A 25,680-nucleotide genomic window follows, 5' to 3' on the forward strand; every position below is an offset into this window, starting at 1 on the left:
GATGATTCTACTTGGCTATGAGGCTAAAGGCGCGCCCGGCAGGCGAATTAGCGGCACATTGAAGGCGCGGATAATTGATTCCTCCTATTCCCGTTATCCTTATTTACTGCTTGCTCGATTCTGCCCGCTGGATGATTCTGTAGTGGTTCTGGCAATGCACTACAGCCATCCAGATCCCGATCACGGAGAGCCCCATGAAAACCGTCGCCCAGTTACTGAAATTGAAAGACCTGCAGAACCAGCAAGTGCATACCATCGGGCCTGATCAGATGGTGCTCGACGCACTGAAGTTAATGGCTGAAAAGAACATCGGTGCGCTGCCGGTGGTCGAGGGCAGCGTGGTGGTCGGGGTCATCAGCGAACGCGACTATGCGCGCAAGGTGGTCCTCAAGGGACGCTCGTCGGTGGGCACACCAGTGAGGGACATCATGAGCAGTAAGGTGATTACGGTCGACTCGCAACGCAGCGTCGATGCGTGCATGGGCATCATGACCGACAGCCATTTGCGCCACCTGCCGGTGGTGGAAGGCGGAAAGTTGCTGGGCCTGCTGTCCATCGGTGACCTGGTGAAGGAGGCCATTGCAGAACAGGCGAGTCTTATTCAACAGCTCGAGCAATACATTCGCGGCGAATGAACGGAGCAGCGCATAGACGCAGCGCGCGATTGCCGCGCGCCACGCCGTTCACTCAGTCGTCCAGCGTCTTGCCGGTCGCTCCGCCCTTGACCGGCTTGGCCGGTTTCTCGGCAGGCGCGGGTTTGGCCGGCGGCTCGGGAGCAGGCGCTGCGGCTTCCTGCTCGCGCATCGGCATCTGATCGATGGTGGCGAAGATCTCCTTGGGATCTATCGATTCCGACTTTTCGACAGTCTTATCAATCTTCTTCTCGCCGTCCTTGCCCACCAGAATGACCTTGGTCCCCACGCCTGCCCCCAGCTTCAGCTCGCGGATCAATGCCATGGTCGACTGCGGGTCCATGCTTTTGCCGTCGCGTTCCCCCATGGTGTTGACCACCGTGAACAGCACCATATTGCGCTGCGCAAAGGCCTCACGGTTGGCAGGCTCGTCCAGTGACTTCCTGAGCTTGACCAGCACCGGATCGATGGTGCTTGGGGCGATGATGATCAAGGGACGCGACTTGCCGCGCTCCTGTGCCAGAGGGCCGTCGCTGTCAGCAGCAAGCGCTGTACCGGCAGCGACAAGCAGGGTGGCGAGGGTCAGGGACCGGATTAACATGGTGGGCTCCTTTCAAATCCATTGGGTAGCCATCGCGTACAGACCGACGCGATGCCGGTCTGTTCTACCGCATATGGGTCATCCCGGTACAGCCCGATGTGGTCCTTTTCAGTAATCCGTTATGTCAGGCGGAGCCTGCAAACGACCGATAACAAGCGCTCTCGATGCTTGCAGTCAGGCCCTGGACAATCTGCGCCACGTCAGCGGTGTCCAGCACCAAGGGTGGCAACAGGCGGATGATTTTGCCGCGGGTGACATTGATCAACAGGCCGTGTTCCTCGGCGGCAATCCGTGTCAGTTCAGGTATCGCCTGGCGCAATTCGATCCCTATCATCAGCCCCTGGCCACGCACTTCCAGCACGTGCGGGTGAGTACCCAGCGCATTGCGCAACCCGTCCAGCAACTGCCGGCCTTGCAGCGCGGCGTTTTCCATCAATGCCTGCTGTTCGATGATGTCGATCACCGTGCAGCCGACCCGGCAGGCCAGCGGATTACCGCCGAAGGTACTGCCGTGGCTACCGGGTGTAAACAGGTGCGCCGCCCTGCCCCGCGCCAGGCAGGCACCAATCGGTATACCGTTGCCCAGCCCTTTGGCCAGGGTCATGACGTCCGGGACGATGCCTTCATGCTGAAAGGCAAACCACTTGCCGGTCCGGCCCATCCCGGTCTGGATTTCGTCGAGCATCAACAGCCAGTCGCGCCGCGTGCAACGCTCTCTCAAAGCCTTGAGGTACCCGGCCGGGGCCATCTGCGCGCCGCCCTCGCCCTGAATCGGCTCGACCAGCACGGCGCAGATCCGGTGCCCATAGGTCGTGCAAACCTGGTCGAACGCCCCCAGATCGCCAAATGGCACCTTGATGTAATCGCCCGGCAAGGTACTGAAACCCAGGCGTACGGCCGGCCCGTCGCTGGCCGACAGCGTGCCAAGCGTGCGACCGTGAAAGGCGTTTTCCATGACCACGACCAGAGGCCGTTCGATGTATTTGTGCCAGCCATGCAGGCGCGCCAGCTTGAGCGCAGTCTCGTTGGCCTCGGCACCGGAATTGTTGAAAAACACCGCGTCCAGCCCCGACAAGGCCGTCAGTTTCTGTGCCAGGCACTGCTGCCAGTCGACGGTGTACAGATTGGAGGTGTGCAACAGCAGACCCGCCTGATCACGAATTGCCTCGACCAGCAGTGGGTGCGAGTGCCCCACGTTGGTCACTGCCACGCCTGCCACGGCGTCGAGGTACTCGCGCCCGCTCTGGTCCCACAGACGTGTGCCCAGGCCATGAGTGAAACTCAGGGCCAGAGGTTGGTAAGTGCTCATCAGGCAGGTGGCGGTCATGAGGTGAAGCTCCTTGGGTATGTTTCGGTTTTTGCAGTATCGTTAACAAGCCCAGATGGATAAACAGCGAAATACTTCAATCATTTTAAAGCCAGGATTGATAATGGATTTGTTTCAGGCAATGCGGGTGTACGTGAAAGTGGTCGAAGCAGGCAGCCTCACGGCAGCAGCGCAAGCGTGTTCGATTTCCACCACGATGGTGAGCAATCACTTGCGCGCACTGGAAGAGCGCCTGGGCGTCAGCCTGTTGCAGCGCACCACACGCCGCCAGCGACTGACGGAATTCGGTACCGCGTATTACGAGCGTTGCCTCGAGGTACTGGGGTTGGTGGCCGAGTCCGAACAGCTGGCCGAGCAGGCTCAGGGCGATCCCACAGGCACGCTGCGCATCACCGCGCCACTGACCTTCGGTTCGGAAGTGCTGGCGCCAGCGCTCGTCGAATTCTCTCGGCGCTTTCCTGAGGTCAGGCTCGACCTGGTACTGACTAACCAGCGTCTCGATATGATCGACAATGGTTTTGACGTCGCCATTCGCCTGGGCAACATTCCAGAATCCTCGCCCCTGATCGCGCGCGCCCTGCAGGATTACACCTTGACCATCTGCGCCGCGCCGGACTATCTCGCCCGCCACGGTACGCCGACCCATCCAGAGGATCTTCGCGCGCATAACTGCCTGGCGTTTGCCTACCCGGCGGGAGACGAATGGCGCACTGCCGGGACGCAGTGGCGTATGACCGGCGCCGAAGGCGAAGTGCTGGTGGAGGTGAGCGGTTCGATGGTTGCCAACACTTCCGCCGGTCTTTATCAGGCGGCCCGGGCTGGCCTGGGGATCGTGATGCTTCCGGATGCGCTGGTACAGCGAGACCTGCAGGACGGCCGGCTGGTTGCACTGTTCCCCGACTACCATTTGCCCAGACGACCGACGCACCTGCTGTACGTGCAGGACCGTTATCGATTGCCCAAGCTGAGAAGTTTTGTGGAGTACGCGACGGGGCTCTGGGGGCGGTAAGGACTTAACGCCGGAGGGGCACCGGTTCGACTCCGGCGCGCAGCCTTTGCAGCGCGCGCCGGAGTTTACCGGGAATGAACGTCAGACCCGGAATCGACTGACCAGGCTCTGCAGATGCACGCCCAGACGAGCGAGCTCTACACTCGACGCTGCCGTCTCTTCACTGGCAGAAGCCGTCTGTTCGGAGATGTCTCGCACATTCAGGACACTGCGATTGATCTCTTCGGCAACGGCGCTCTGCTCTTCGGCGGCAGCGGCGATCTGGTGGTTCATCGTCTCGATCGTCGAGATCGCCTGAGTCATGTTATTGATGGAAACACCCGCATTGCGCGTCAGTTCGACACTGTTTGCCGTCAGTGCCTGACTGTTATCGAGGATCGTTGCCACCTGCGCAGTGCGGGTATGCAGACCGCTGATCAACGCCGCAATCTCTTCGGTCGATGTCTGAGTGCGCTGGGCCAGGCTTCTCACTTCGTCAGCCACCACCGCAAAGCCTCGACCGGCTTCGCCCGCACGCGCCGCTTCGATTGCAGCATTGAGCGCCAGCAGATTGGTCTGCTCGGCAACGGCTTTGATGACATCGAGCACGCCGCCAATCTTGTTGCTTTCGTTCTTGAGCTCGTCCATCGCGGACTTGGAGTGGGTGACTTCAGTCGCGAGCTTCTCGATCTGGGCAACGGCCTTGGAAACCACACCGTCTCCTTCGCGAGCTTCTTTCGATGCGTTGACCGCGGCATGTGAAGCCTGCTCTGCGTTGCGTGCGACTTCCTGAACAGTCGCAGACATTTCGTGCATCGCAGTGGCGACCTGATCGGTTTCGTTCTTCTGGCTGTTGACGCCGGCGCTGGTCTGCTCGGTGACGGCCGACAACTGTTCGGCGGCGCTGGCGATTTGTGTCACGCCATCGCGCAGGCCACCAATCAGCTCGCGCAGGTTGCTGGTCATGCGCATCATGCTGCCCTGCAGCAGGCCCAGTTCATCCTTGCGGGTGACCACCTGATTGTGCGTCAGATCACCATCAGCGACACGCTCGGCCAGCTTCAGTGTTTCAAGCAGCGGGCCTACGATAAGGTTGGTAATGACCCATGCCGCCAGGGCGCTCATGATCAATGCTGCAATCAGCCAGACAGAGAGCAGCATCTTGGCCTGACTCACATCTTCCACTCTCAGGTTGACCTGGTTCTCGGACAGCTTGTCAGCACATTCGAACAGGATGCCGATGTCTTTGGTGATGCCTGCCTGAGCCTGGTCAATCCTGGCCTGCGCCGCGGTGAACTGATTCAGCGTGTTCTGATAGCTGAGCATAGAGTCCACAAGGTGCTTGATGATTGCCGACTGGCCATCGAAACCCTGCAGATTTCTGACAAACTCGATAACCGTGTTCATCGATGTTTCCGCTGGGGCACGGTTTTCCGGCTTCAGCGAATAGGTGTAGCCACGCAAATCGAAGCGCATTTTCTGGAACAGCGTCATCGCCTGCACGATGGCGTCGCGCTGCGCAGCAGTGCCGTCATCGGATCGGGCAACGGCGTTGAGCTTTTGCAAATCGTCAGCGCCTGCATCGGCGTACTGGCCAAACACCGAACGGGTCGCCTCACGGGCAGCGGTTGCCTGCATGAGGTTGTCGTAGTGGATGCGGTAGTCCTTCAAGGCATCTGCGGCAGTATTCACCAGCGGTACGTTCAACGGCGAGTCGAACACCTTCTGCGCGTACTTCACGTGACTTTCGAGACTTTCGAATGCTTTCAGCCAGTTGCTGGCGCGCTCGGCGTCATAGTTGACCGAATAGGCCAGCCGCGCTATTCGGACATCCCGTGTGAGGGTGCTGAGCTTGCCGATGTCGGAAATCCGCTCGCTTCGTTCACTCAGCGAGGTGATGCCTGTCCAGCCTGTCAGCGCAATCAGCACCGTCAGTACGATGACCAAAGCAAACCCGAGCACAAGCTTGGACCTGACAGAAATATTGCGCAGAGTGTTTATCACAGGGAGTCGCTCTTTCGTTGGTCATCAGTGGAGTACAAGAGGCCTGTCCTTGCCAGCTAGCTATACAATCCACAGATGTCGGCAGCGAGGCTTCAAACTTTAAAACTGGCGTCAATATTTCGCTTGAAAATAAATCCTCGCAGGCGCGACCAACCCCGATGGCATTTTCATTCCAGTCAGTTAGCATGGGCCGTTACCCACACCTGGGTATTCTGGAGAAGTGCATGAGTCTGGAATTGATCGCCTCAAAAAGCAGCTTGTTGACCATCGAGGAGCGCGCTGCGATTGCCGAGATCGAGGCCACGACCAATGTGCTGCGACTTGTCACTCGCCTGACAGGCATGCGCTTCGCTGGTATCGCCAAATTTACCGACGCAGACTGGATCGCCTGTTCTGTCTATGACCCCACTGACCTTGGTATGGACGACGGCGATGTGTTCGAACTCGAGACCACGCTCTGTAACGAGTTTTGTACCAATCCCCAGGCACTGTTCGTGCCGCAGATCAGCACGAACGGCCGGTATGCGAACCTGCCAGTTGTGAAGCGCTACGCCATCGAAAGCTATGCTGGCGTGCCGATCTACCTTCCCGACGGCCAGCTATATGGTGCGTTGTGCGCTCTGGACTCCAGAACGACGCTGTTTGACGACCCCGATCTGGCGGAAACCCTGACCCTGTTCGCCCGATTGATCGGGTGCATTTTCTTCGCCAACATCAACGAAGGTAGCTGACCCGAGCTCACGGGCTGCCGGGCGGCTCTGCCAGCGCGTACAAGGGCATCGACTCAAGCAAAGCGCTGCTGAACTGGCCTTCGTCGAGTTGCATACGATGTCGGGGCAGCGCAGGTGTAGCCGGGTGATCACCGTCCAGCAAGGCTTCGACAGGCAGATCAATCCCGAAATGAGGAAATGGCTCCTGAGCCACCCAACCGCCAGCGGCCAGGACCAACAATAGAAAAATACCCGCAATGGGTTCTTTGGGTCTGCACATTCTCGTTTCTCCAATCCGGCAAAACGATTCGGCTCACGATGAGCCACTCAGTATAAAAGCCAGAGCGTCGCCCTGCTCTCGCGGTTGGCGCATCAGGCGAAGGATTCTTCGCCCTGCAACTTGGTGCGGTGCATCATCCGCCCGCACTCGGGGTCATACGCTTCCGCCCGGTGCAGGGTGCCTGTGTTGTCCCATATCACCAGATCACCGACCTGCCACGCATGGCTGTAACTGAACGCCTCGGACGTGGCCCACTCGCGAAGACCGACCAGAATCCGCGCACTTTGCGCCAGGCTGACGCCAACGACTTGCTGCGCAGTACAGCCCAGAATCAGCGACTTGCGACCGGTTCGGTGCTTCCAGACCAGCGGCAACTCCTTCTCGCCGATAGCCTGCATGGCCTCGAGCATCGCAAGGCCAGGCTCGGGATTGTAATAGAGTAACGATGCCCATGGCGCATGAATGACGCGCAGGCTGTCGTAATGTTGTCGGTCAGCGCTCGATAACTCCTCATACGCCGCGTAAGTGTTACAGAAACCCGTGTTGCCTCCCCAACTGGCGGGCACCTTGCAGGACAACAGCGAAGCCAGAATGGGGGAATCGCTGCTCGTACCGTCGATATGCCAGTAGAGCGAACCTTTGAGAAACTCCGCACCTGCGGGATTCTCTTTCACATCAAGGCTGATTCGGGTGATGTTTTGCCCATCGCCCGGCTCAGGGCAGAACGTACCCAGCGTGCGGGTGAAGGCAATCTGTTCTGCATCTGAAAAATGAATCTGCGGAAACACCAGCCCCCCTCGCTGCTCCAGCAGCTCCCGAATCTCTCCAGCGAATCGACCCGACAGCAATTCCTGCTTGCTGTTGAAAATACGCGTGCCGATACCTGGCTTGATGGGCTCCTGTGACAGTTGAATGCGCGAAGTGGCTAACATGGTGCGACCCTCTTCATAAGTGAACACAACGGTACACTTATGAAGAAATGGAAGCAATAGCCTGGGGCGCAAGACGCTTTAACGGGACTGCAGGTAATTGCCCAAGTGATCGTGCAGGAGAAACGCAAGCAACAGTTGTTCACTGGTGGTATCGCAGCATCTGAGTGCTCAGGCAGGAGTCTGGCGACGAAATTGCAACTCCCGGCGAGGGTTTAGCGATGAGTTGCTCAATACCGCCCGCTTGCGGCGAGGATAATCCGCTGCCAAAGTGCCTAGAACGAACGTCTGAAAATTGATACGGGCGTGCCTCAACCGGAGCATAAATGAAATACGACGACGCCTCCTGGCACTATAACGGCAACTTTCCCAGCGACCTTCCACACACCGCCGGAGCAACGCACATTGGTATGTTTCTGGCCTGGATGCTGCTGAACGAACTGGCCAGTGAAGAGCTGCTCGATGATGCAGAAAGCGAGCTGAATGCGCTGGAAAAACGCGAGCTTACGGGCGGTGCCTTCGTTATATCAATGCTCGACGAAAAGCTTACCGACCAGGAGTTCAACGACGTAGGCAATGCGTTCGCAATAGCCTATTACGAGGGACTTAACAACGACAGCCGCTATGTGGACGATTACGTGCTCGCCTTTGGTGTCACCCAGGATGCGGTCTACAGCGTTGAAGACACCTGGGCCAATTACGACAAACTGTCCCCGTTGATAGATGCCCGTTTTGCAGAATGGCAAGCGATGGGCAAACCCGAATATATTGTCTGATCCGTATGACGTGGCGACAGCTACGCCACAATCATGGCCCTTCAGCCCGACCGCCAATATGCAATTCAAGGAACGAATCAACGTGCACGCCCCTGCCCCGCAAATCCTCATCCAGCGTATGGCCGACATTCACCTCGAAGGTGTCACTGCACTCTATAACGAGCCTGCGGTGTGCCGTCAGGTGCTGCAGATGCCTTATCAGTCCATCGAAGTCTGGCGCAAACGCCTGGCTGCCAGTACCGAGCGACACGTGAAACTGGTCGCGCTCAACGGTAACGAGGTGATTGGCAGCATTGGCCTGGAGCAGTATTCGCGCAGTCGGCAAAGCCATGTCGGCGCTATCGGCATGGGCGTGGCGTCGGCCTGGCAGAGCAAAGGCGTCGGCTCGAAGTTGCTGGCAACAGCACTGGACATCGCAGACAACTGGATGAACCTGCACCGCGTGGAATTGACCGTGTATGTCGACAACGAAGCGGCCCAGGGTCTGTATCGAAAATTCGGGTTCGAAACAGAAGGTCGGCTGCGCAACTACGCGGTGCGCGATGGCCTGTTTGTCGATGCCTTGAGCATGGCGCGGCTCAGATAAACCGTGTCCGTCAACACCGCTACTTGAGCGATGCGTCAAAGCATGCAAGGATCAGCCATGAATCAATTCCCCCAAAGCAACCGACATCATCACCACAGCCCGCTTCAAGGTGCTGCGGTTGCTTGTGCTCATCGATTGGCCAGATATAGATTCACATTCTGACCCATCAATGAAACCGACCAAGGCGCCCATGGCGCCTTTTTTATTGCCTGAAAAAACTGGAGATCATCCCCCATGACCATGCTACGCGGAACCCGCATCGTGACCGGAACAGAAGCCGCAACCCTGCGTGACACAGAAAACCGTTTCCGGAGCTATCTTCATCGAAGCCGGAGCTGAGGAAGCGATAGTGCCGGCCTTATGGGGTCAGGACACCTTTATCGAAAAAGCCGGCGGCAGCGAAATCATCGGCCAGATGTGGGCCTTCGAGGACAAGGCCGGACGCCCCTGTTGCCTGATACCCGAAGCCACGGCGCTGTTTCAGGAGCGCAGCGAAGCGCTGCTTGAGGGGCGACGTGAAGCGCTGTTTTTCTACGTGGCACGCTGTTATCGCTACGAGCGCCCGCAAGCCGGGCGCTACCGCGAATTCACCCAACTGGGGCTGGAGATCCTTGGCCCGTCGCCGCAGCAAGCGTTGCTGCGCAGCCAGGCCATCTGCACGGGCTTTCTGGATTCGCTGGGCCTGGACTATGAACTCAATACCGCCGTGAAACGGGGCCTGAGCTACTACCTGGAAGGCAACGGCTTCGAGGTACGTTGTTCGCGCCTGGGTGCGCAGCAACAAGTGGTCGGCGGCGGCGCCTATCGAGAGGGTGCCGGGTTTGGCATCGGACTGGAGCGGCTGGTATTGGCGCTTGGGTGCGGCCAATAACGCCCATCCTGTAACTGGCCGTAGAAGCGCAACGCGTTACACTGCGCTTCTACCCTGCCCCCGACCCGAGGCCCCTGTATGAAAGTTGGTGTGATTTCCGACACCCACGGACTGCTCCGTCCTGAAGCCATCGCTGCGCTACAGGGCTGCGCACAGATCATCCATGCCGGTGACATCGGCAGCCAGGACATCGTCGAGCAACTGACCGCCATCGCCCCCCTGCACATCGTGCGCGGCAACAACGACATGGATGCAGACTGGGCAACACACATTGCCGATCATCTGCGCTTCGACATCGAAGGCTGGCAAGTCCTGCTGGTGCACGACATCGCCGACGTTCCAGCGCTATTGGATGACAGCGTGAAACTGGTCGTGACCGGCCATTCACACAAACCCCTCATCGACTGGCGCGGCGACACGCTGTATCTGAATCCGGGCAGCGCCGGGCGGCGGCGTTTCAAACTGCCGGTGAGCCTGGCGCTGCTTGAGGTGAGTCCGGATGCGATTGAGCCGAGTCTGGTGCAGTTGGTCGACTGACAACCGGACTAACGCTGAGTATTTCTTCAGCAAGGAAACGGAGTTTCGAGCAATGATTATCGTCCCCGCGCTCCGCGTGGGAATGCAGTTCGTGACGCTCCGCGTCACCCTGAACGCATGACTCATCCCTGTATCGGTAAGCGACCCAAGTGCCGATGCAACACAGGACCTCTAAAGATCCTGCGACATCAGATAATGCTCCTTGCCCCACGCCTCAAGACGCTCCAATACCCGCCAACCGCGCTTGGCGTAGAAGCTGTGCTGATCATGGGTATGCAGATACAACGTGGTGATACCGACAGCCCTTGCATGGCTACAAATGCCGTCGATCAACTGCCCTGCAATGCCCCTGCCTCGTGCTTCCGGTTTTACCAGAACACACGCCAGCCAAGGCCCCAGATCCGGACGTTCAGCCAGATCGTCGCTGGCCAGCGCGGCACCGCCCAGCAACTCACCATCCTCCATGGCAATCAGGCACTTCCAATGACCATTTGCCTGTCCTTGAGAAAAGTCCAGTTGCCAGTCAGCGAGTGATTGCGATGCAAACTCGTAATCGAACTGCTGATGAAGCCACAGCGCCATCGTGTCGCTGTGATGCATGTGGTTGCTGAGCCAATCCAGGTTGAGCATGTTCAGTCCTTCAGGATTTCAATCGTTGGTCAGCGCCATCAAACCTTCATATCCATACGCAGCATGCAGAGGTTGAGGGTGCAGAGCCCGAGCATTAATTAATGACCTCACACAACTTGCGGCACAGCAATAGACAAGTACCATTCCCAAAAAGTACGACGTAATTTTGGATCACCATCCTCAGATAATCCGCCTGCAAAGGCTGACGCAACAAGGTAGCTAGATTCGAATCCTTCGGGATCCAAGTCGCGATCCGTACGATGGTCGTATGGCTCAAATTGAAAATCATCAACAGCTGTTGCAATTGTATTAGCAGCAGCATGCCCAACAAACATTGCCGGATACTCTTCTGCCGCATACTCTTGATCTTCAACTATTGAAACATAGAATTCATCCCTAAGACCAAGTGCTTTCGCCTCATCAAATTTTCCCTCAGCAGTTTCAAGAGCGACATTCAGAATGTAATTTACCGGCTCATTATCTCCGAATTTCTTTATCCAAAAATTTACACCCTGTCTAACACACATCACATCTAAAGCAGTCAGAATAATTTTCTTATTTGCCGCTGTCTCATCTTCAGTAATGGTATTCCACAAAAGTTTTCTGAGAGGAAGTATCAATTCACCTTCTGGCGACTTCGCAACCTCAAGAAGAAGCTTTTCAATCAACACTTTACTTTTGTTATTCATTCCGACCTCATAATTGTCTCAACAGAACCATCGGTCTTAAAAATACGTATCGCTTTAGGATCTGCTACTGTCTGCTCAACCTTACTATACTTAGCCAACTGAGAAAAGTAGCCCTGACAATCAGTACACATAGGCTTCGAAACACCCAAAGGATGATTTGGGCTTGCGATTGACATTTGTTTCTCTGCATGAGATGAAAAGTACTGTCCTTTGTAATCTCTGTCGTATGGGTGTGACTTCACCTCATGCCCAATTTCTTCAGACTTAGCCTTGACCTGCTCCGCAGAAATCCTCTCATAACCTTCGGGCTTTTTATTACCCCAACCGCTTAATGTTTTCTTATCATTGGATGAGACAGTTTTTACCTTCAACTCTTTACTTTGCGGAAGATCAGCTCTGGCCTGTGATGCACGACCAAGTGCAGCTTCGGACTCCGCAATATTTGAGACCTTTACAGCCCCTTTCGGAGTGATCTTCAAATTGCCAAAATTCGACCCCACACCTTGTACTTTTATGTCATAGCGAGTGTCAAACCATTTGCCTCCTTTTGCACCCAGACCGCCGCCCAATAAAGCACCGCTGAATGCCATTAATTTTTGTCCGTCGCTCCCCTCACCAAATAACTGCGCCCCGCCCAAACTTCCGACAGTGCCTCCAGCAACACCTCCGACTAGACCAGCGATCACAATGACAGGGCTTGCGAGGACAAAAGCACTAGCCAGACCAACGAGCAATATACCTCTCTCTAACAACTCAGGAACTTCGGGATTGATAGGATCAGTAGTCTCAGTTCCTCCCCCAATAAATACGTTACTCGAGCCAACTACAATCTTGGCATCACATGCAGTGCGATCTCCGACTCGGGCAGCAGGATGGCCATTAATGTAGACATTGCTACTACCTTGAGCGATAACTTGCGGCCTGGAACTATGCTCATCGCATTTTGCCTGATCAACGTGAGCTCTGGCCGCAGGCTCACCATTGATATACACATTACTCGAGCCACTTACAATTTGGCCAGTTTGGTGATTGCAAAACGATAGGCTTCCGATCAACTGGCCTACACCAGCCCCGGTCGCAGCAGACGCACCTACTATAGCAACAGCAGCCAAGCCACCTGTCCCCACAACCAGCGCAGCACCAATTGCGCCAATCGCAAGCCCAGCAAGCAGTCCTGTCAGTGAGCCCGTATGCTCAATTGGATCATTAACGCGAGCTGCGCCGCTCATGCCCGATCTACCGCCTGATCCAAACCAGGATAAAGACGCAACTTCAGAGTGTCTACCAACAGATAAAAGGCGGTCTTTTCCTCAATATTCATACCGCCTGGATCGTTACTAGTCCCGGTTACCTGAATAAGAACTGGATGTTGTTGTTCATCGTGATGCAGAAAAATAAATTGAACCTGATGAACAGGAGTTCCTTGCTGCCTCCACCTGAACTCAGCACGCCTTCCCTCTACTCCCGCGATTTCCACGGGAACAAGAGGTTCGATCCACTCCAGATGCGAAAGCGCTTTTTTTAAATCAGCTATTAGCAGCTGAGATAAGTATTCCAATTCTTTATCACCTTCAACAGGCGTGCGCCCTATCACCACAGATAGCGGGCTAGCCCCAATGTCTGTAAGCGTAAACACATGAAATGTCTTGTCTTTAAAACCCTGAGGACGAATAAAACTTAGCTCATTTGTATGAAACCGTTCAGGCACAGGAATAGCATCAATAATCGCTTGCGCCAAACGCTCCTCCTCCAAACGCTGCTGCTCACGAATACGCGCTTCGGAGATACGGTCGTACATACTTATTCTTTGCATTAGGCCATCCCCTGTACGGCAGCTAATTTATAAATTCAATTGTCTTTATTGAGATTGATTTTCGTCTTGCCTTCCACGTTCACCGTGATGCCCGAGAGGGTAATAGCCCCATCCTTGTTCATTACCAATTTGCTAGCCCCCACTTCAAGTGTAATCGACTCAGCAGACTTTAATTTCACCTCTCCTTTATCTACAGTAACAAAGTACGATCCTTCCTCAACAGCGATGCTTGTCTCTAACTTGATAGTTTCTGAGTGCTTTCCTTTGACCGTGATTGTCCGATCACCTCCAACAGTATGGCTTTCGTCTACTTCAACATCAGTATCCAAATTGCGCTCAGCATGCAGACTAACTTGCTCGGCTCCTGGTTTATCCTCGAAACGGAAAAAATTGGCGTTAGAGGCCCGGCCTTTGATTGAGCGTGTAAGAAACCCGCTTTGCGTCTTGTTTGCCGGCAAAGACCATGGTGGGATGTTACGGCTGTTATATAAGCTTCCCATAACCAAAGGCCTATCTGGATTTCCATCAAGAAAGACTACAACTACCTCATCGTCAACCCGAGGAATCTGAATGCTACCGAAACCGCTGCTTGCACCGGACTGAGCCACACGGACCCAGCAAGAGCTCTTATCGTCTTGATTGCCCTCTCGATCCCAGTGGAACTGGACTTTTATTCGGCCGAGACGATCGGTGAATATCTCTTCTCCCGGTGCCCCCACGACTATGGCTGTCTGCGGTCCGCAAATAGTCGGGCGTGGAGTAACGGATTGTGGGCGAAAAACAATTTTTCTTCTAACGCAAGAAAATGTATTGAAATAGCTCGCTGGCTGACCATTTGAGTAATTATTATGACCTTCACTGCGGACGCTCATGAGCAGAAATTGCCTATCTTCTGCTGGACCATAATCGTGATTATAATGTTGCAACAGTTCAAATGTGTAACCGGGCTGCATGGCGCGGCAGTTACTGGCGCCTTGAAAAGTTTTACCTCTAAGTTCAAGCGCTTCAACTCGTATGCGTAATAAAGTCCCACCTTCGTCATAGGTACTATGACTGAACTGACCTGGATAATCGTAAATCTCGAAGTTTTCTACATCGCCCTGCATATTCATACTGTTAATTGTCACGGGCAGACGATTGCGCGGTTGAGAATAGTCAAAGGTCTGGACTGATATTCTGGAGGCCTGAAGCTGACGATTACTCTGCCAATCAGTTATTGAATCAGCGGTCTCAGTAACTGACGCAGTGTGGAAGCGAATCTTTGGTTGCTTAGGCAACGACTCCAGCCTCGTAGAGTCATCGCAGATGATCATCGTGTGACCTTCTGAGGTGTGTTCAAAGTAATAGAACATCCCCTCTTGCTCGAGCAAACGCTGGACAAAGTTAAAGTCTGACTCTCGATACTGAGTGATGTAGCCATAGCGCTTTGCCGGTTTGCTGAGGCGAAACTCATGGCGCGAATAAGCAGAGCACGACGCAAAAACCTGGGCAACGACCTCTTCTACAGTCTTGTCCTGAAATATTCTGCTATCGAAACGGTTTTCAAGCATTGAAAACCAAGGGTTCAGCGTCGCGGTGTAGCGAGCGATACCACCATCGCTGCCAATACTGGCAAAACGCGTGATGTAACCGGCGACATGACGTGCAGATCCATCGGCCAGCTCGATCTCAATAACTGAGTGTTGACCCATCATCGACTTAAGCTTGATCCCGGAATCTTGGCATAACAGCGTTAGCTCGAAGCTATAGGCGTACGAAAGCCCCTCCGTTCCGCTGAAAGACTCCAGCAAAAGGTCCTGCTTAGGATTGGCAAGATTTCTAAATTTGAACAGACGCCGATTTTGTGGCGAAAACATTGCAGCGAGGTCCATCAACATTTGAATCTCCTTGGAAAAAGCGAGAGGCGGTGTCGCGATCAACGGCTAAGATCGCAACCCGGTGAACAGATCCGGTCTGATGCAACAGTGTCAATCATTCTGAACCTTGATAGGAGGCCAGCGGCTGACAAACTCAGCTGGATAAATCTGAAAAAATCGTAGGCTCCGAACTACAGACAAAGGCGACTCTCTCAAGATCGCCGCACAGAGACCAAAAAAAAACGCGAAGGTGCCATGACCTATGGCGGACTATGATGGGTAAGCCTGACATCGTGGGTGCACTATCTTGGCTAATCTGGATGGCTCCTAGTAGAGGGTGCAGGCCAGACGGTTGCACCTATACCACTACCCAGATGCACTGTTAGGGATGCTCCGATCAACTTGCTGCGCAGCGGCGGCGAGTCGCAATTTGCCCGGCACCCAGCGCTATTTGCTGAAAATGGCCTGATGCAGCGCGCGTTGAGGGCGTTTCCGCCCGGTTTTCCGTGTTAAACGCGCAACTCACCCATACCCATCAGCTGTTTTCGAGCCATCCACAGATTCGACAGGGCGAACAGCGTGGTCAGCTGAGCTGTGTTTTTCATCAGCCCACGAAAGCGCACTTTCACGTAGCCAAACTGACGCTTGATTACGCGAAACGGATGCTCGACCTTGGCCCGTGTCTGAGCTTTGCAGTACTCGATCTTGCGCTTGGCCTTGTAGAGCACGCTGCGTTTATTGAGCCTGGAATACGTGCTGCGCCGCGCAGCGATTTGCCAGATGACCTCACGATTTTCATGCTCTTCACGCTTCTCGACACCGGTGTATCCCGCGTCTGCATACACCGCGTTTTCTTCGCCGTGGAGCAGTTCGGCGACCTGCGTGACATCGGCCACATTGGCCGCAGTGCCATGAACATGATGAACCAGGCCCGACTCCGCATCGGCGCCGATATGCGCCTTCATCCCGAAGAAGTATTGGTTACCTTTCTTCGTCTGATGCATCTCGGGATCACGCTTTCCTTCCTCGTTCTTGGTCGAGCAAGGGGCATGAATGATGGTGGCATCGACGATGGTGCCCTGGCGCAGGGACAGGCCTTTCTCTTGCAGATAACCGTTGATGACCGCGAGGATCGCAGGGGCCAGTTGATGCTTTTCCAGCAGGTGCCGGAAGTTCATGATCGTGGTGTCTTCAGGTATCGGGGCGCTCAAGGTCAGGCGTGCAAACTGGCGCATGGGCGTGATTTCGTAGAGCGCTTCTTCCATGGCCGGGTCGCTCAGGGAGAACCAGTTCTGCAGCAGATGAATGCGCAGCATGGTTTCCAGAGGATAAGGTTTTCTGCCTCCGCCGGCCTTGGGGTAGAACGGTTCGATCAGGCCCAGTAGACCTGTCCAGGGCACGACCTGATCCATCTCGGCGAGGAAGCGTTCGCGGCGTGTCTGCTTGCGCTTACCGGCATATTCGAAATCGGAAAAGCTCATCTGGCTCATGGGCGGCTCGGATCAGGTGGTCAGGCGTATTTCAGCACATTTGAAGACTTGTTCGGAGATTCCTTAGGATATTTGTCACCCGACGAAACCGTAGACCTAAAGATTTACTGGGCTCCATCGGTAGCCAGCGTGGACTCAATATCTCAAAAAGGATTCGCGCAGTTGGCAGTCAAAACTAGTATTCTTTCACCTATCGGCCACATCGTAGGGCCTGAGAAGGTGCAAAGGACTGATGAACATCTTAAATTTCCAAAGCGAGAACCCGTCTGAACGCGATGCATTCAAGGGTGAGAGCCACGATAGAGTCGCGCAGGCCATCCATGACTACATCGACAGTGGAAAAAATCACCGGGTAATTGGCCTTGACGGTGAGTTCGGCTCCGGAAAAAGCTCCATACTCCAGATGCTCGAAAGAAAGATAAAAGAAAAAAGCTCGAAATCCGTGCTGTGGATATTCGATTGCGAGCAGAACTACCAAGGCTCTATAAAGAGCAATTTTATCGAATTATTTACCGACCAGATCACTTCTCTTCTCACAAAAACAGGAGACAAAGCTGCAGTTCAAGAAGTTCTAAAAACTCGTGATATTGCTCTGGGCCGACACTTTAGCTATACGAAGGACACAAGAAGTCACATAAGCGTCTGGGCTGTATTACTGATCGCAAGTGGCGTACTTAGCCCTACCTTCATTAGAGACTATCTGCGACAGCTTAGGGGAGTCATAGAGCTACCTTGGTGGCAACATTTATCCTACCTAAGTACAAGTCTCGCTCCGCTAATCATTCTGATTCTCGCGTATTTCTTCAATGGAAAAGAACAAGTCGGCAAAAAGCGGTGGAATATCAGCAGTCTCTTGAAAGGAAGTTCGGATGACCAAATTACCGAAACGATAGAAATCAGCAAAGAAGTCAGTCCTTTAGACTTAAAGAGAGCACTGAGAAACCACCTTCACGCGGTGAGAGATCATCACTTCATAATTGTCATCGACAACCTCGACCGACTACCTCGGGACGTTTTACGTTCGGTCTGGAGTGACCTTGAAATATTCACATCGGTAACGGGCTCCGAAAATTTGAGCGTAATTGTACCTTTTTGCTCAACGAAAGTTTCGCAGTACCTAAACGGAGACTCTGAGCAAAGCTACGACTCAAGGGATTTCATCGCAAAAAAATTTCCAGTTGTATTTCGCACACCCCCTATCATTACCTCTGGATGGAAAGATGCATTCAGAACACTTTGGGCCGAAACTTTTGGCCCAGAGAGCCGGAGCGACGCGGATACTTGCAGCATAATCTTGCAACGCCACAGTCCCATGGCAGCCGGTTTAGTTACACCTCGACTACAAAAGAGGTTTATTAATGATATCGCCACGACAATGCTGGTCACGGCTGGACAACCAAGTTTGGTTTGCATTGCAGCATACATCGCCATCTGCAAGTACAATAACATCTCCATAGAATCATTGCTTAAGGAACCCGCTGGGCCATCAACAGAAGATGCCACTTCTACTGATAAACCCGGTGAAAAAGAACAAAGTGAAAAAAACAGCGCCAATTTAGCCAGAACAAAACGCACTCTTCAAACTTTATTGGGAGAGGATATGGATCATGGCTGGCCCATTCAAATCCTTCAGATACACTTCCAAACATCTCCAGATATCGCCATTGCTGAGTTAATAGATCAACCCTTGGCTACAGCCATTGAATCTCAAGACGGAAGACAATTTGCTTCACTAGCAGGATACTTTGGATTCACCGATTCATTTTTGAGAGAGTTGGAAGGTGAAGTTTCACCTAACAATCTTTTCCTGACGCTTCATGAAGCCGTCACCTCAGAAAACTGTGACATTAGTACATTAATTCATCACATAAACAAAAAGTTTACAGAGAGTCTTCTACTGACAGCTCATGCTCCCGAAACTAGATATTTTGAGGCGACAAAAGGATTGGTTAGCCTCGGACTCAGCAAGGCTATATTCGATAAAGAACTGAGATCCGCGCAAGGCACATTCCTGCATATGACTAGGCAAATATATGACCCAGACGCAAAGAATGTTTATCAAGAAATTGTGTATATGTATGACAGCTATCTGGATGCGTTGAATGAGCCGTTCCCGGAAGTCACCGTGGATAGCTCAGAAATTCTCTTTCACATCTTAATTCCGAACCCTGATCTCCGCGTAATCGATGTGAATCGCATCGTGCTTAGTCAGAAAGGGTATGTCGATGGAGTGAGACAGATTGTCTCGAATGATACGATCGCATTCGGCATGACCCCTTTACCTCAAGACGAGTGGGTACACTGCCTTGATAAATATTTCGGGCACATTAAGCTGTCGTCTAAAGAGCTAGACTATCAGTTCGGCGATGAGCGAATAACGGAAATCATAGCTGCGATCAATTATGATCCCACCGAAGAAAGATCTTGGGTTGGCCTAGCTTTTTTCAAAACATACTCCAACTCTATAGTCGGACCAATCAAAATCCATCTACCCTCTGTAAAGTCAAATCGCATAAAAGTTGCCATAGCAATTATATATATGCGACTAGGAATGGGGGTTGAGCTCGCCGAAATTCCAGAAATCGAATTTGCGTTCGCTCAGGAGCCTGAACTCCTAACCTCTCTGACCAGAGCATTAATCAATAGCGGAAACCTTTTCGCCCTGACTATAACAGACGAATCAAAGTCGATAGTCGCTCCGATCCTTGCAAATGTAATTAAAGAGCATCTTGTAACTAAATTATATGTTACTGATGTTTTTCGGCACTATACTGAGCTCTGTGAAGCATTGGCGGACCAGGGATTAGCAGAAAGTGAATTTCTAACATGGCTTATTTCTTTTCCTTCTCTCACCAAACATCTTCCAACATTAGACGAGATAGATCCGAATTTCTTCGATGCAATACTAACAGGATTAGATAACTCAATATTACCACTCAGAGCGTACATCTTGGATAGGGAGTTTGGCTCTGAGATTGACGCGACTAGTTGGCTAGCTATTTTTAACAGCCCGAACCCCAGGGTAGCTAATGCACTGGATCGCATGGTTGAAGGGAAGCTGGATTTTAAAGGTGAAAAAAATGCTCACGCTGCATTCTCTACGTATATCTCAGCCTTGATAAAAAAATCACCTTTTTTAGATCCACCCGATATGGCAATGGCCAATATTAAGAATGTGCTAGAGCTTTTCGACAAGGACACTCTATTTATAATCGGTACTGAACTCAGGACCTGCGCTTATGATTCCACAGCGCCTGTTGAGTCTTCTATTTTCATCTTGTCCAAATTAAATTTCCTACTCCCAAGTGTAACTCCTCGAAACAAAGTTGAAGAAGAACGTTTACTCCAGATACTTTTGTTCATTCACCGTAACCCAGAGTCTACATCCCGAGTTTCAGACTTCCTCGACCACCAATGGGAGCAGCTTGCAGACTGGTCGATTTCTAAGGATAACAAGGATACCTATGCATCTTATGTGACAAAGCTCAGAGATCGGCTACCCAACGTTTATGCAGACCTTTCGAACAAAACAGGCTTCAAGGCCAGAATGAAGAAATTCGCGAGCGCCTTGATGGCCCGGCCGACTGACAGCGAGGATTGAAGTTTGAACCGAGAAAGCCATCAGAGGAAACGAGCACTGGTCACCACGTATAAATCTTCGGAAGCATGCGTCCGGCAAAGTCATCTATGGCTATGAATCTGATAGCGGGTACATGTAAATAGGCATGGATTGAAATGCCTTCCTTAGCAACACTTTTATGCCTCTACCGACGCAATGCGCGCTTGGGGGCTTGCTTTTGCCACGGCATAAGTGGGTGCCCGCTTACCGATTCAAGAGGTATTCGCTGAACGTATACCCACTCGGATCAGCGAGGCAGAAACTTTCAAACGCTCTGTTAATAGGTTTTGCACGAAAAGTCGGACTCTGTGGACCCTGTATTAGGTTGCTGCCTAGCTTGATCTGCCGGGAAGCTTTGGACGTTGGTCGACGGTGTATCAGCGATTTCGGAACTGGAGCGACGCCGGTACGTTCGACCGAATGGTTCAACAAGTACCTGAATTTTCTCCACACCGTGCTCCCCTCCACTGCCGAGTTCACCGAAAAAGCCTGGAAGTGGTAGCACACCCAAGCTAACGTACACGCCGGAATTCAAGCCATACCCATCAAGGCCTCACCATGATCCAGATTCGCCCCATGACACCGGAAGATTTCGAGCGCTTCTGGCCGACCTTTCAGGCTGTAGTCATCGCTCAGGAAACCTATGCCTACGACCCTGCCCTCACTCAAGAGCATGGCCGCGATCTGTGGATGACGGCGCCATTGCACACGTTGATTGCCGAGGAAGATGGCCAGCTGTTGGGCAGTTATTACCTGAAGGCCAATGCGGCAGGCCCGGGTAATCATGTTTGCAACTGTGGCTACATGGTGACGGATGCGGCGCGGGGTCGCGGTGTGGCGCGGTTGATGTGTGAGCACTCGCAGCAACTGGCGCGCGACAGCGGGTTCCTGGCGATGCAGTTCAATTCGGTGGTCGCCAGCAATGAGGTGGCGGTCGGGTTGTGGAGCAAGCTGGGTTTCGAAACGGTTGGGCGGTTGCCCAAGGCTTATCGTCACGCCCGATTGGGCTTGGTGGATTGTCTGGTGATGTTCAAGTGGCTGGCTGATGAGCCGGTGGCCAAAGAGCCTGCGCAGCCCAAACTGATCGGCCGCAAGAATATCGAATCCGTGGTGTCGCGTCCGCGTCGAAAATAAGCATGACGCGCGCATGAAAACGGGGCCTGCTCACCATGAGCAGGCCCCGTGTTGCATTACAGCTCGGTGCTTATTTGCCAGCCCCCATGTCGGGCTGCTTCTGCAGCAACACCCGAGTCACGCGGCGCTCTTCCACACCGACGACGTGCAGGTTCCAGCCCTGCCAGCTGAGGCTGTCGCCGGTAGACGGCAGGCGATCCAGCAAGCTCATGACCAGTCCGGCCAGGGTCTGATAATCCTCGGTCGCCTTGGCCTGGAAGCCCGTGCGCTCGCGAATCAGGCTCAGGTTCAAGGCTCCCGATACCACGAAGTCCTCGCCCTGCTCGACGATGTCCGGGCCTTCCACTTCGCTGGCGTCAGGCAGCTGGCCAGCGATGGACTCGAGAATGTCGGTCATGCTCAACACGCCGATGAAGTCACCAAACTCGTTGACCACAAAGGCGATGTGCGTCGATTCCTTGCGCATCTGTTCCAGGGCATTGAGGATGGTGAAGCTTTCCAGCAGGTTGATGGCCTTGCGCGACATCAGCTTCAAGTCGGGCTCGTTGCCGGACAACAGCTCCTTGAACAACTCTTTCTTGTGCACGAAGCCCAGCGGCTCATCGATACCGCGCTCGCCAATCAGCGGCAGACGCGAGTAGGACGAGTGCATCAGTTTCAAACGGATCTTCTCGGCGCTGTCGTTCAGGTCGATACAGTCGACTTCCGCCCTCGGCGTCATCACCGTGCGAATCGGCCGCTCTGCCAACTGCAGTACGCCGCTGATCATCACGCGCTCACGACGGTCAAACACCGGCTCGCTGCTTTCACCATCCAGCATGTCGGTGATTTCCTCATCGACGTCACCAGACTCCAGCTTGCGACCGCCCAACAGGCGCATCACCGCGTGTGCTGCTCGCTCGCGGCGCGGCAGGTGACCATGGGCCGACTTCTTGCTGCGCTTGCGGGCGATCTGGTTGAACACCTCGATAAGGATCGAGAAGCCGATGGCCGCATACAGATAGCCCTTGGGAATATGGAACCCCAGGCCTTCGGCGGTCAGGCTGAAACCGATCATCATCAGGAAGCCCAGACACAGCATGATCACCGTCGGGCGGCTGTTGACGAATTTGGTCAGCGGCTTGCTGGCAATCATCATCAGGCCGATGGAGAAGATCACCGCGATCATCATCACCGACAGGTGCTCGACCATGCCGACGGCGGTAATCACCGCATCCAGCGAGAACACGGCGTCCAGTACGACGATCTGCGCAACGATAGGCCAGAACAACGCATAGCCCGCATTACCGGCGCGCTGGGCGACATGGCCTTCCAGCCGCTCGTGCAGTTCCATGGTGGCCTTGAACAGCAGGAACACACCACCAAACAGCATGATCAGGTCGCGACCGGAGAACGTCTTGCCGAACACCTCGAACAACGGCTCGGTCAGGGTCACCATCCACGAGATGCTCGCCAGCAGGCCAAGGCGCATGATCAACGCCAGCGACAGGCCGATGACGCGCGCCTTGTCACGTTGTTCAGGAGGCAGTTTGTCCGCCAGGATGGCGATGAACACCAGGTTGTCGATGCCCAGCACCAGTTCCAGCACGATAAGGGTCAGCAGGCCAAGCCATGCCGTGGGATCAGCGATCCATTCCATGGTTTATGCAGCCTCACGATAAAAATGGCAGGGGTTGGTATTGGTCACTGTAGACCAGACGCCATGGCTGAACGTCAGGCATGGCGTTGCAGCGTCAGGACGCGAGGGTCTGCCGGAATCCATGCAGTGCAAGAGGTCAAGTAGAGATACGTGCGAATGAAGCGGTCTGCTAGGCAACGGTGAAATCGCCGGCCAGCCATCAGCGATGGGAGGACAACTCGGAGGCTCCTGAAGGGTATTCATACAGTCCTGAAAATTAATACGGGCGTTGATCCTACAATACCCATAGATGTTTCGTACGATGGCAAAGTATTACAAGACTTGACCAATGATCAGACTCCTTACTGCTCGGCAAATAAACGCAGAGCGACGTTTTGTCACACCTCCAGGCACTACCAGTTGTCTGACAACAGAATGGCGCGGGTAGATGCGCCCATTCATTTGTTTTAAAATGTTTCCATAACGTCATGCATGCGCAGTGCCTCTCGCGATCCGTTTCACGTCGCCCTTCACTGCTCGCCTGAACAGAATCATAAAAAGAAAGCCCGTCATAGACGGGCTTTTTTCGTTTTCAGCTTTTGCATCCGATGCCCCTGAGGGCATCCCGGCAACCCGTTTTCTTAACCTTTGAGGTGATTTACCCATGTTGCGCATCGTTGTTGTTCATTTGTTCCAGTGGCTCAAGCGTCTGTCGTCCGCGCTGTTCTTCCGTAGCGCAGAGGACAACTATTCGCGCAGCTTCACCCGTGAAAACGATGACGAAGGCCGCTGGACCTTTGTTTCGATCGTCATCGTTCTGACCCTCAGCCTTTATTGTCTGGCGGGCCTGGGCTACTACGCCAAGACCAATATCTGGGACGGCTTCACTCAGGAGCAGAAAGAGAATATCGCGCAGGCCATGGTGGTCAGCTCGCAGAATCTCTGACAGGCACCGGGTTCGACTGAACGGGGGAAGCGAAAGCTTCCTCCGTTTTCGTTTCCACCGGTTTGCCATGAGGCGGCTTGTCATGAAGCGGCTTTTCTGCGAGAAAGCCCGCTCGCGCCAATGACAGAGCGCTCAGCAACCGGAAGCATCGCAATGAGCAAAGAATTACAGATTACCGACCTGCACCCCGGCGAGGGCAAGGCAGTGGTAAAGGGTGCGCTGATCACCACGCAGTACACCGGGACCCTGGAAGACGGCACCGTGTTCGATTCCTCTCACCAGCGCGGCAAGCCGTTTCAGTGCGTGATCGGCACAGGACGTGTCATCAAGGGCTGGGATCAGGGCCTGATGGGCATGAAAGTCGGCGGCAAGCGTCAATTGTTCGTCCCCGCCCATCTGGCGTACGGCGACAGAAGCATGGGCGCACACATCAAGCCCGGTGCCGACCTGACATTCGAAATAGAACTGCTGGAAGTGCTGACCCGCGACGATTGAGCACCTTGCCTTGCAGATCAGCCTGAATCGGCCGATACCCTGACGCACAGGTATAAGCCTGATTGCTTGTTATCGCAGAAAAAGCCATGCTCCGGGTATGGAATTCAAGGTCTTGGCACAGGAACACGTATGGCGCTCAATAAGTCGACTCAGGAGCTGAAGCGACACCTGAAAGGGACAGCAACCAACCTGGAAAACACGGCGGAAGAAATTCTCAAACTCGCCTCACAAATGAACGATGTGGATGTCACCGCAGTGCTGCAGATGGTCAACCGTCTTTATAGCGATGCCGACCAGCTCAAAGCCTATGCTGATGAGGTCAAGGCCAAGCGGATCGTGCGCGCCAAGCCGCTGTAAATCGCCGCACCCAAGTTAAGACGCGCTTTCTTCGGTCCAGAGGACCTTCGATGCTGCCACAGCCCGCCACTTCCAGCGTCAGCCCCAGGCATCTGAGCCTGCAGAAATGGCGTGGCCGGGTCGGCATGGGCCTGGTTGCAAGCCTGTCTGTTCTGGCCGGCATGACCGATGCCATCGGCTTCATGGCGACCGGCGATTTCGTTTCGTTCATGAGTGGCAACACCACCCGGCTCGCAGTCGCCATCAGTGATGGCGACCTGAGCGTGACGGTGCGTCTGACCCTCGCAATCCTGGCTTTCATTGCCGGCAACGCACTGGGCGTAGTGGTTGCGCGCCTTAGCGGGCGGCGCGCCCTTCCCTTGCTGCTGGGCATCGCCACGCTGCTCTGTGCGGCTGCCGCATGGCCACTGGAAAGCAACATGCTCGCGCTGATCTGGGCCATTCTGGCAATGGGCATGCTCAACGCCGCCGTTGAGCAGGTCAACGGGCTGCCGGTCGGCCTGACTTACGTGACCGGCGCGCTGTCGCGTTTCGGTCGTGGCCTGGGTCGCTGGATGCTGGGGGAACGACGAGACGGCTGGCGCGTGCAGCTGGTCCCTTGGGTCGGCATGTTCATCGGGGCCGTGATAGGCGCGCTACTCGAGCACCGCCTGGGTCTCAACGCCCTGCTGATCAGCGGCAGCCTGTCAGCATTGCTGGGGCTGGTTTCGCTGAAAATCCCGCACCGCTGGCAACGTCAATACATGCCACGCTGAACCCTGCGATGCCTATCTGCCGAAATACGTTTACCAT

At 54.2% G+C, this 25,680-nt stretch carries 25 protein-coding genes and 2 pseudogenes; 15 read left to right on the forward strand and 12 right to left on the reverse strand.

Going from position 1 to position 25,680, the window contains the following annotated elements:
• The first annotated feature begins 194 nt into the window (after positions 1-194).
• Positions 195-635 (forward strand): CBS domain-containing protein, encoded by a 441-nt coding sequence (locus JOE33_RS02425; RefSeq protein ID WP_010429884.1) that lies wholly within the window; start codon positions 195-197, stop codon positions 633-635.
• A gap of 52 nt (positions 636-687) precedes the next feature.
• Here JOE33_RS02425 and JOE33_RS02430 read toward each other — a convergent pair whose 3' ends face one another.
• Both JOE33_RS02430 and JOE33_RS02435 read right to left on the reverse strand, forming a co-directional pair.
• Positions 688-1,233 (reverse strand): DUF4174 domain-containing protein, encoded by a 546-nt coding sequence (locus JOE33_RS02430; RefSeq protein ID WP_187625992.1) that lies wholly within the window; start codon positions 1,231-1,233, stop codon positions 688-690.
• Between the two features lie 124 nt (positions 1,234-1,357).
• Complete coding sequence (locus JOE33_RS02435; RefSeq protein WP_187625993.1) at positions 1,358-2,560, reverse strand: aspartate aminotransferase family protein; 1,203 nt, start codon at positions 2,558-2,560, stop codon at positions 1,358-1,360.
• Positions 2,561-2,663: 103 nt separating this feature from the next.
• Between JOE33_RS02435 and JOE33_RS02440 the strand changes: the two genes are divergently transcribed.
• Positions 2,664-3,569 (forward strand): LysR family transcriptional regulator, encoded by a 906-nt coding sequence (locus JOE33_RS02440; protein ID WP_187625994.1) that lies wholly within the window; start codon positions 2,664-2,666, stop codon positions 3,567-3,569.
• 81 nt (positions 3,570-3,650) lie between these two features.
• Here JOE33_RS02440 and JOE33_RS02445 read toward each other — a convergent pair whose 3' ends face one another.
• Positions 3,651-5,552 carry a methyl-accepting chemotaxis protein gene (locus JOE33_RS02445; RefSeq protein ID WP_010429876.1) on the reverse strand — a complete coding sequence of 634 codons (1,902 nt, stop codon included), beginning with the start codon at positions 5,550-5,552 and terminating at the stop codon, positions 3,651-3,653.
• Positions 5,553-5,776: 224 nt separating this feature from the next.
• Here JOE33_RS02445 and JOE33_RS02450 point away from each other — a divergent pair, with 224 nt between their 5' ends.
• Positions 5,777-6,283 carry a GAF domain-containing protein gene (locus JOE33_RS02450; protein WP_003318374.1) on the forward strand — a complete coding sequence of 169 codons (507 nt, stop codon included), beginning with the start codon at positions 5,777-5,779 and terminating at the stop codon, positions 6,281-6,283.
• Positions 6,284-6,290: 7 nt separating this feature from the next.
• On the opposite strand, the gene JOE33_RS02455 is transcribed toward JOE33_RS02450, so the two are convergent.
• Both JOE33_RS02455 and JOE33_RS02460 read right to left on the reverse strand, forming a co-directional pair.
• Positions 6,291-6,542, reverse strand: a complete 252-nt coding sequence (locus JOE33_RS02455) for a hypothetical protein (RefSeq protein ID WP_010429868.1) — start codon at positions 6,540-6,542, stop codon at positions 6,291-6,293.
• Between the two features lie 92 nt (positions 6,543-6,634).
• Positions 6,635-7,474, reverse strand: coding sequence for a TauD/TfdA family dioxygenase (locus JOE33_RS02460; protein ID WP_187625995.1), 840 nt, complete (start codon positions 7,472-7,474; stop codon positions 6,635-6,637).
• Between the two features lie 323 nt (positions 7,475-7,797).
• On the opposite strand from JOE33_RS02460, the gene JOE33_RS02465 reads away from it, so the two are divergent.
• The 4 genes from JOE33_RS02465 to JOE33_RS02480 all read left to right on the forward strand — a co-directional run bounded on the left by JOE33_RS02465 (position 7,798) and on the right by JOE33_RS02480 (position 10,241).
• Positions 7,798-8,247, forward strand: coding sequence for a hypothetical protein (locus JOE33_RS02465; RefSeq protein ID WP_187625996.1), 450 nt, complete (start codon positions 7,798-7,800; stop codon positions 8,245-8,247).
• A gap of 82 nt (positions 8,248-8,329) precedes the next feature.
• On the forward strand, positions 8,330-8,833 hold the full coding sequence (locus tag JOE33_RS02470) for a GNAT family N-acetyltransferase (protein ID WP_024638845.1): 504 nt from the start codon (positions 8,330-8,332) through the stop codon (positions 8,831-8,833).
• A 289-nt stretch (positions 8,834-9,122) separates the two neighbouring features.
• Entirely contained in the window at positions 9,123-9,704 is a 582-nt protein-coding gene (locus JOE33_RS02475) for an ATP phosphoribosyltransferase regulatory subunit (RefSeq protein ID WP_044312919.1), read from the forward strand.
• 78 nt (positions 9,705-9,782) lie between these two features.
• Positions 9,783-10,241, forward strand: a complete 459-nt coding sequence (locus tag JOE33_RS02480; RefSeq protein ID WP_032613913.1) for a metallophosphoesterase family protein — start codon at positions 9,783-9,785, stop codon at positions 10,239-10,241.
• A 171-nt stretch (positions 10,242-10,412) separates the two neighbouring features.
• Here the strand turns inward: JOE33_RS02480 and JOE33_RS02485 are convergent, their stop codons facing one another.
• The 6 genes from JOE33_RS02485 to JOE33_RS02510 all read right to left on the reverse strand — a co-directional run bounded on the left by JOE33_RS02485 (position 10,413) and on the right by JOE33_RS02510 (position 16,719).
• Complete coding sequence (locus JOE33_RS02485) at positions 10,413-10,871, reverse strand: GNAT family N-acetyltransferase (RefSeq protein ID WP_032613912.1); 459 nt, start codon at positions 10,869-10,871, stop codon at positions 10,413-10,415.
• 107 nt (positions 10,872-10,978) lie between these two features.
• Positions 10,979-11,560: an Imm5 family immunity protein gene (locus JOE33_RS02490; RefSeq protein ID WP_032613910.1), complete on the reverse strand. Its 582-nt coding sequence runs from the start codon at positions 11,558-11,560 to the stop codon at positions 10,979-10,981.
• Positions 11,557-12,789 carry a PAAR domain-containing protein gene (locus tag JOE33_RS02495; protein ID WP_096139810.1) on the reverse strand — a complete coding sequence of 411 codons (1,233 nt, stop codon included), beginning with the start codon at positions 12,787-12,789 and terminating at the stop codon, positions 11,557-11,559. Before JOE33_RS02495 ends, JOE33_RS02490 begins: the two co-directional genes overlap by 4 nt.
• Positions 12,786-13,373, reverse strand: a complete 588-nt coding sequence (locus tag JOE33_RS02500) for a DcrB-related protein (RefSeq protein WP_032613906.1) — start codon at positions 13,371-13,373, stop codon at positions 12,786-12,788. The genes JOE33_RS02495 and JOE33_RS02500 overlap by 4 nt, the downstream gene beginning before the upstream one ends.
• Positions 13,374-13,408: 35 nt before the next feature.
• Positions 13,409-15,250, reverse strand: coding sequence for a type VI secretion system tip protein TssI/VgrG (gene tssI / locus JOE33_RS02505; RefSeq protein WP_032613904.1), 1,842 nt, complete (start codon positions 15,248-15,250; stop codon positions 13,409-13,411).
• Between the two features lie 488 nt (positions 15,251-15,738).
• On the reverse strand, positions 15,739-16,719 hold the full coding sequence (locus JOE33_RS02510; protein WP_105223850.1) for an IS5 family transposase: 981 nt from the start codon (positions 16,717-16,719) through the stop codon (positions 15,739-15,741).
• Between the two features lie 232 nt (positions 16,720-16,951).
• On the opposite strand from JOE33_RS02510, the gene JOE33_RS02515 reads away from it, so the two are divergent.
• The 4 genes and pseudogenes from JOE33_RS02515 to JOE33_RS02525 all read left to right on the forward strand — a co-directional run bounded on the left by JOE33_RS02515 (position 16,952) and on the right by JOE33_RS02525 (position 21,472).
• Complete coding sequence (locus JOE33_RS02515) at positions 16,952-20,320, forward strand: P-loop NTPase fold protein (RefSeq protein ID WP_050549165.1); 3,369 nt, start codon at positions 16,952-16,954, stop codon at positions 20,318-20,320.
• Positions 20,321-20,665: 345 nt separating this feature from the next.
• Positions 20,666-20,770 (forward strand): annotated as a pseudogene (locus JOE33_RS25710) (transposase); the annotation flags it as partial.
• Positions 20,763-20,840: pseudogene (locus tag JOE33_RS25715) on the forward strand (permease); the annotation flags it as partial. The pseudogenes JOE33_RS25710 and JOE33_RS25715, both read left to right, overlap by 8 nt.
• A gap of 56 nt (positions 20,841-20,896) precedes the next feature.
• Entirely contained in the window at positions 20,897-21,472 is a 576-nt protein-coding gene (locus tag JOE33_RS02525) for an N-acetyltransferase (protein ID WP_054992893.1), read from the forward strand.
• 70 nt (positions 21,473-21,542) lie between these two features.
• On the opposite strand, the gene JOE33_RS02530 is transcribed toward JOE33_RS02525, so the two are convergent.
• Entirely contained in the window at positions 21,543-23,111 is a 1,569-nt protein-coding gene (locus JOE33_RS02530) for a TerC family protein (protein ID WP_004417974.1), read from the reverse strand.
• Positions 23,112-23,754: 643 nt separating this feature from the next.
• On the opposite strand from JOE33_RS02530, the gene JOE33_RS02535 reads away from it, so the two are divergent.
• The 4 genes from JOE33_RS02535 (at position 23,755) to JOE33_RS02550 (ending at position 25,643) form a co-directional block, all read left to right on the forward strand.
• Positions 23,755-24,036 (forward strand): hypothetical protein, encoded by a 282-nt coding sequence (locus tag JOE33_RS02535; protein WP_002553776.1) that lies wholly within the window; start codon positions 23,755-23,757, stop codon positions 24,034-24,036.
• Between the two features lie 153 nt (positions 24,037-24,189).
• Entirely contained in the window at positions 24,190-24,531 is a 342-nt protein-coding gene (locus tag JOE33_RS02540) for an FKBP-type peptidyl-prolyl cis-trans isomerase (protein ID WP_010432624.1), read from the forward strand.
• A 129-nt stretch (positions 24,532-24,660) separates the two neighbouring features.
• The gene (locus tag JOE33_RS02545; RefSeq protein WP_003317903.1) at positions 24,661-24,888 is read left to right on the forward strand and encodes a hypothetical protein; all 228 of its coding nucleotides are present in this window, start codon (positions 24,661-24,663) and stop codon (positions 24,886-24,888) included.
• A 50-nt stretch (positions 24,889-24,938) separates the two neighbouring features.
• Positions 24,939-25,643 (forward strand): YoaK family protein, encoded by a 705-nt coding sequence (locus tag JOE33_RS02550; protein WP_032613897.1) that lies wholly within the window; start codon positions 24,939-24,941, stop codon positions 25,641-25,643.
• Positions 25,644-25,680 lie beyond the last annotated feature (37 nt).

Source organism: Pseudomonas sp. PvP027, assembly GCF_017833005.1.
In the GTDB taxonomy this organism is placed as follows: domain Bacteria; phylum Pseudomonadota; class Gammaproteobacteria; order Pseudomonadales; family Pseudomonadaceae; genus Aquipseudomonas; species Aquipseudomonas congelans.

What these genes read in the sequence shown, in the direction of transcription:
- JOE33_RS02530 (WP_004417974.1), bottom strand. Translation starts at nt 23,111, where the DNA reads ATGGAATGGATCGCTGATCCCACGGCATGGCTTGGCCTGCTGACCCTT.
- JOE33_RS02465 (WP_187625996.1), top strand. Translation starts at nt 7,798, where the DNA reads ATGAAATACGACGACGCCTCCTGGCACTATAACGGCAACTTTCCCAGC.
- JOE33_RS02525 (WP_054992893.1), top strand. Translation starts at nt 20,897, where the DNA reads ATGATCCAGATTCGCCCCATGACACCGGAAGATTTCGAGCGCTTCTGG.
- JOE33_RS02435 (WP_187625993.1), bottom strand. Translation starts at nt 2,560, where the DNA reads ATGACCGCCACCTGCCTGATGAGCACTTACCAACCTCTGGCCCTGAGT.
- JOE33_RS02515 (WP_050549165.1), top strand. Translation starts at nt 16,952, where the DNA reads ATGAACATCTTAAATTTCCAAAGCGAGAACCCGTCTGAACGCGATGCA.
- tssI (WP_032613904.1), bottom strand. Translation starts at nt 15,250, where the DNA reads ATGTTGATGGACCTCGCTGCAATGTTTTCGCCACAAAATCGGCGTCTG.
- JOE33_RS02535 (WP_002553776.1), top strand. Translation starts at nt 23,755, where the DNA reads ATGTTGCGCATCGTTGTTGTTCATTTGTTCCAGTGGCTCAAGCGTCTG.
- JOE33_RS02500 (WP_032613906.1), bottom strand. Translation starts at nt 13,373, where the DNA reads ATGCAAAGAATAAGTATGTACGACCGTATCTCCGAAGCGCGTATTCGT.
- JOE33_RS02495 (WP_096139810.1), bottom strand. Translation starts at nt 12,789, where the DNA reads ATGAGCGGCGCAGCTCGCGTTAATGATCCAATTGAGCATACGGGCTCA.
- JOE33_RS02545 (WP_003317903.1), top strand. Translation starts at nt 24,661, where the DNA reads ATGGCGCTCAATAAGTCGACTCAGGAGCTGAAGCGACACCTGAAAGGG.
- JOE33_RS02425 (WP_010429884.1), top strand. Translation starts at nt 195, where the DNA reads ATGAAAACCGTCGCCCAGTTACTGAAATTGAAAGACCTGCAGAACCAG.
- JOE33_RS02430 (WP_187625992.1), bottom strand. Translation starts at nt 1,233, where the DNA reads ATGTTAATCCGGTCCCTGACCCTCGCCACCCTGCTTGTCGCTGCCGGT.
- JOE33_RS02510 (WP_105223850.1), bottom strand. Translation starts at nt 16,719, where the DNA reads ATGAGCCAGATGAGCTTTTCCGATTTCGAATATGCCGGTAAGCGCAAG.
- JOE33_RS02460 (WP_187625995.1), bottom strand. Translation starts at nt 7,474, where the DNA reads ATGTTAGCCACTTCGCGCATTCAACTGTCACAGGAGCCCATCAAGCCA.
- JOE33_RS02480 (WP_032613913.1), top strand. Translation starts at nt 9,783, where the DNA reads ATGAAAGTTGGTGTGATTTCCGACACCCACGGACTGCTCCGTCCTGAA.
- JOE33_RS02550 (WP_032613897.1), top strand. Translation starts at nt 24,939, where the DNA reads ATGCTGCCACAGCCCGCCACTTCCAGCGTCAGCCCCAGGCATCTGAGC.
- JOE33_RS02490 (WP_032613910.1), bottom strand. Translation starts at nt 11,560, where the DNA reads ATGAATAACAAAAGTAAAGTGTTGATTGAAAAGCTTCTTCTTGAGGTT.
- JOE33_RS02540 (WP_010432624.1), top strand. Translation starts at nt 24,190, where the DNA reads ATGAGCAAAGAATTACAGATTACCGACCTGCACCCCGGCGAGGGCAAG.
- JOE33_RS02485 (WP_032613912.1), bottom strand. Translation starts at nt 10,871, where the DNA reads ATGCTCAACCTGGATTGGCTCAGCAACCACATGCATCACAGCGACACG.
- JOE33_RS02450 (WP_003318374.1), top strand. Translation starts at nt 5,777, where the DNA reads ATGAGTCTGGAATTGATCGCCTCAAAAAGCAGCTTGTTGACCATCGAG.
- JOE33_RS02455 (WP_010429868.1), bottom strand. Translation starts at nt 6,542, where the DNA reads ATGTGCAGACCCAAAGAACCCATTGCGGGTATTTTTCTATTGTTGGTC.
- JOE33_RS02440 (WP_187625994.1), top strand. Translation starts at nt 2,664, where the DNA reads ATGGATTTGTTTCAGGCAATGCGGGTGTACGTGAAAGTGGTCGAAGCA.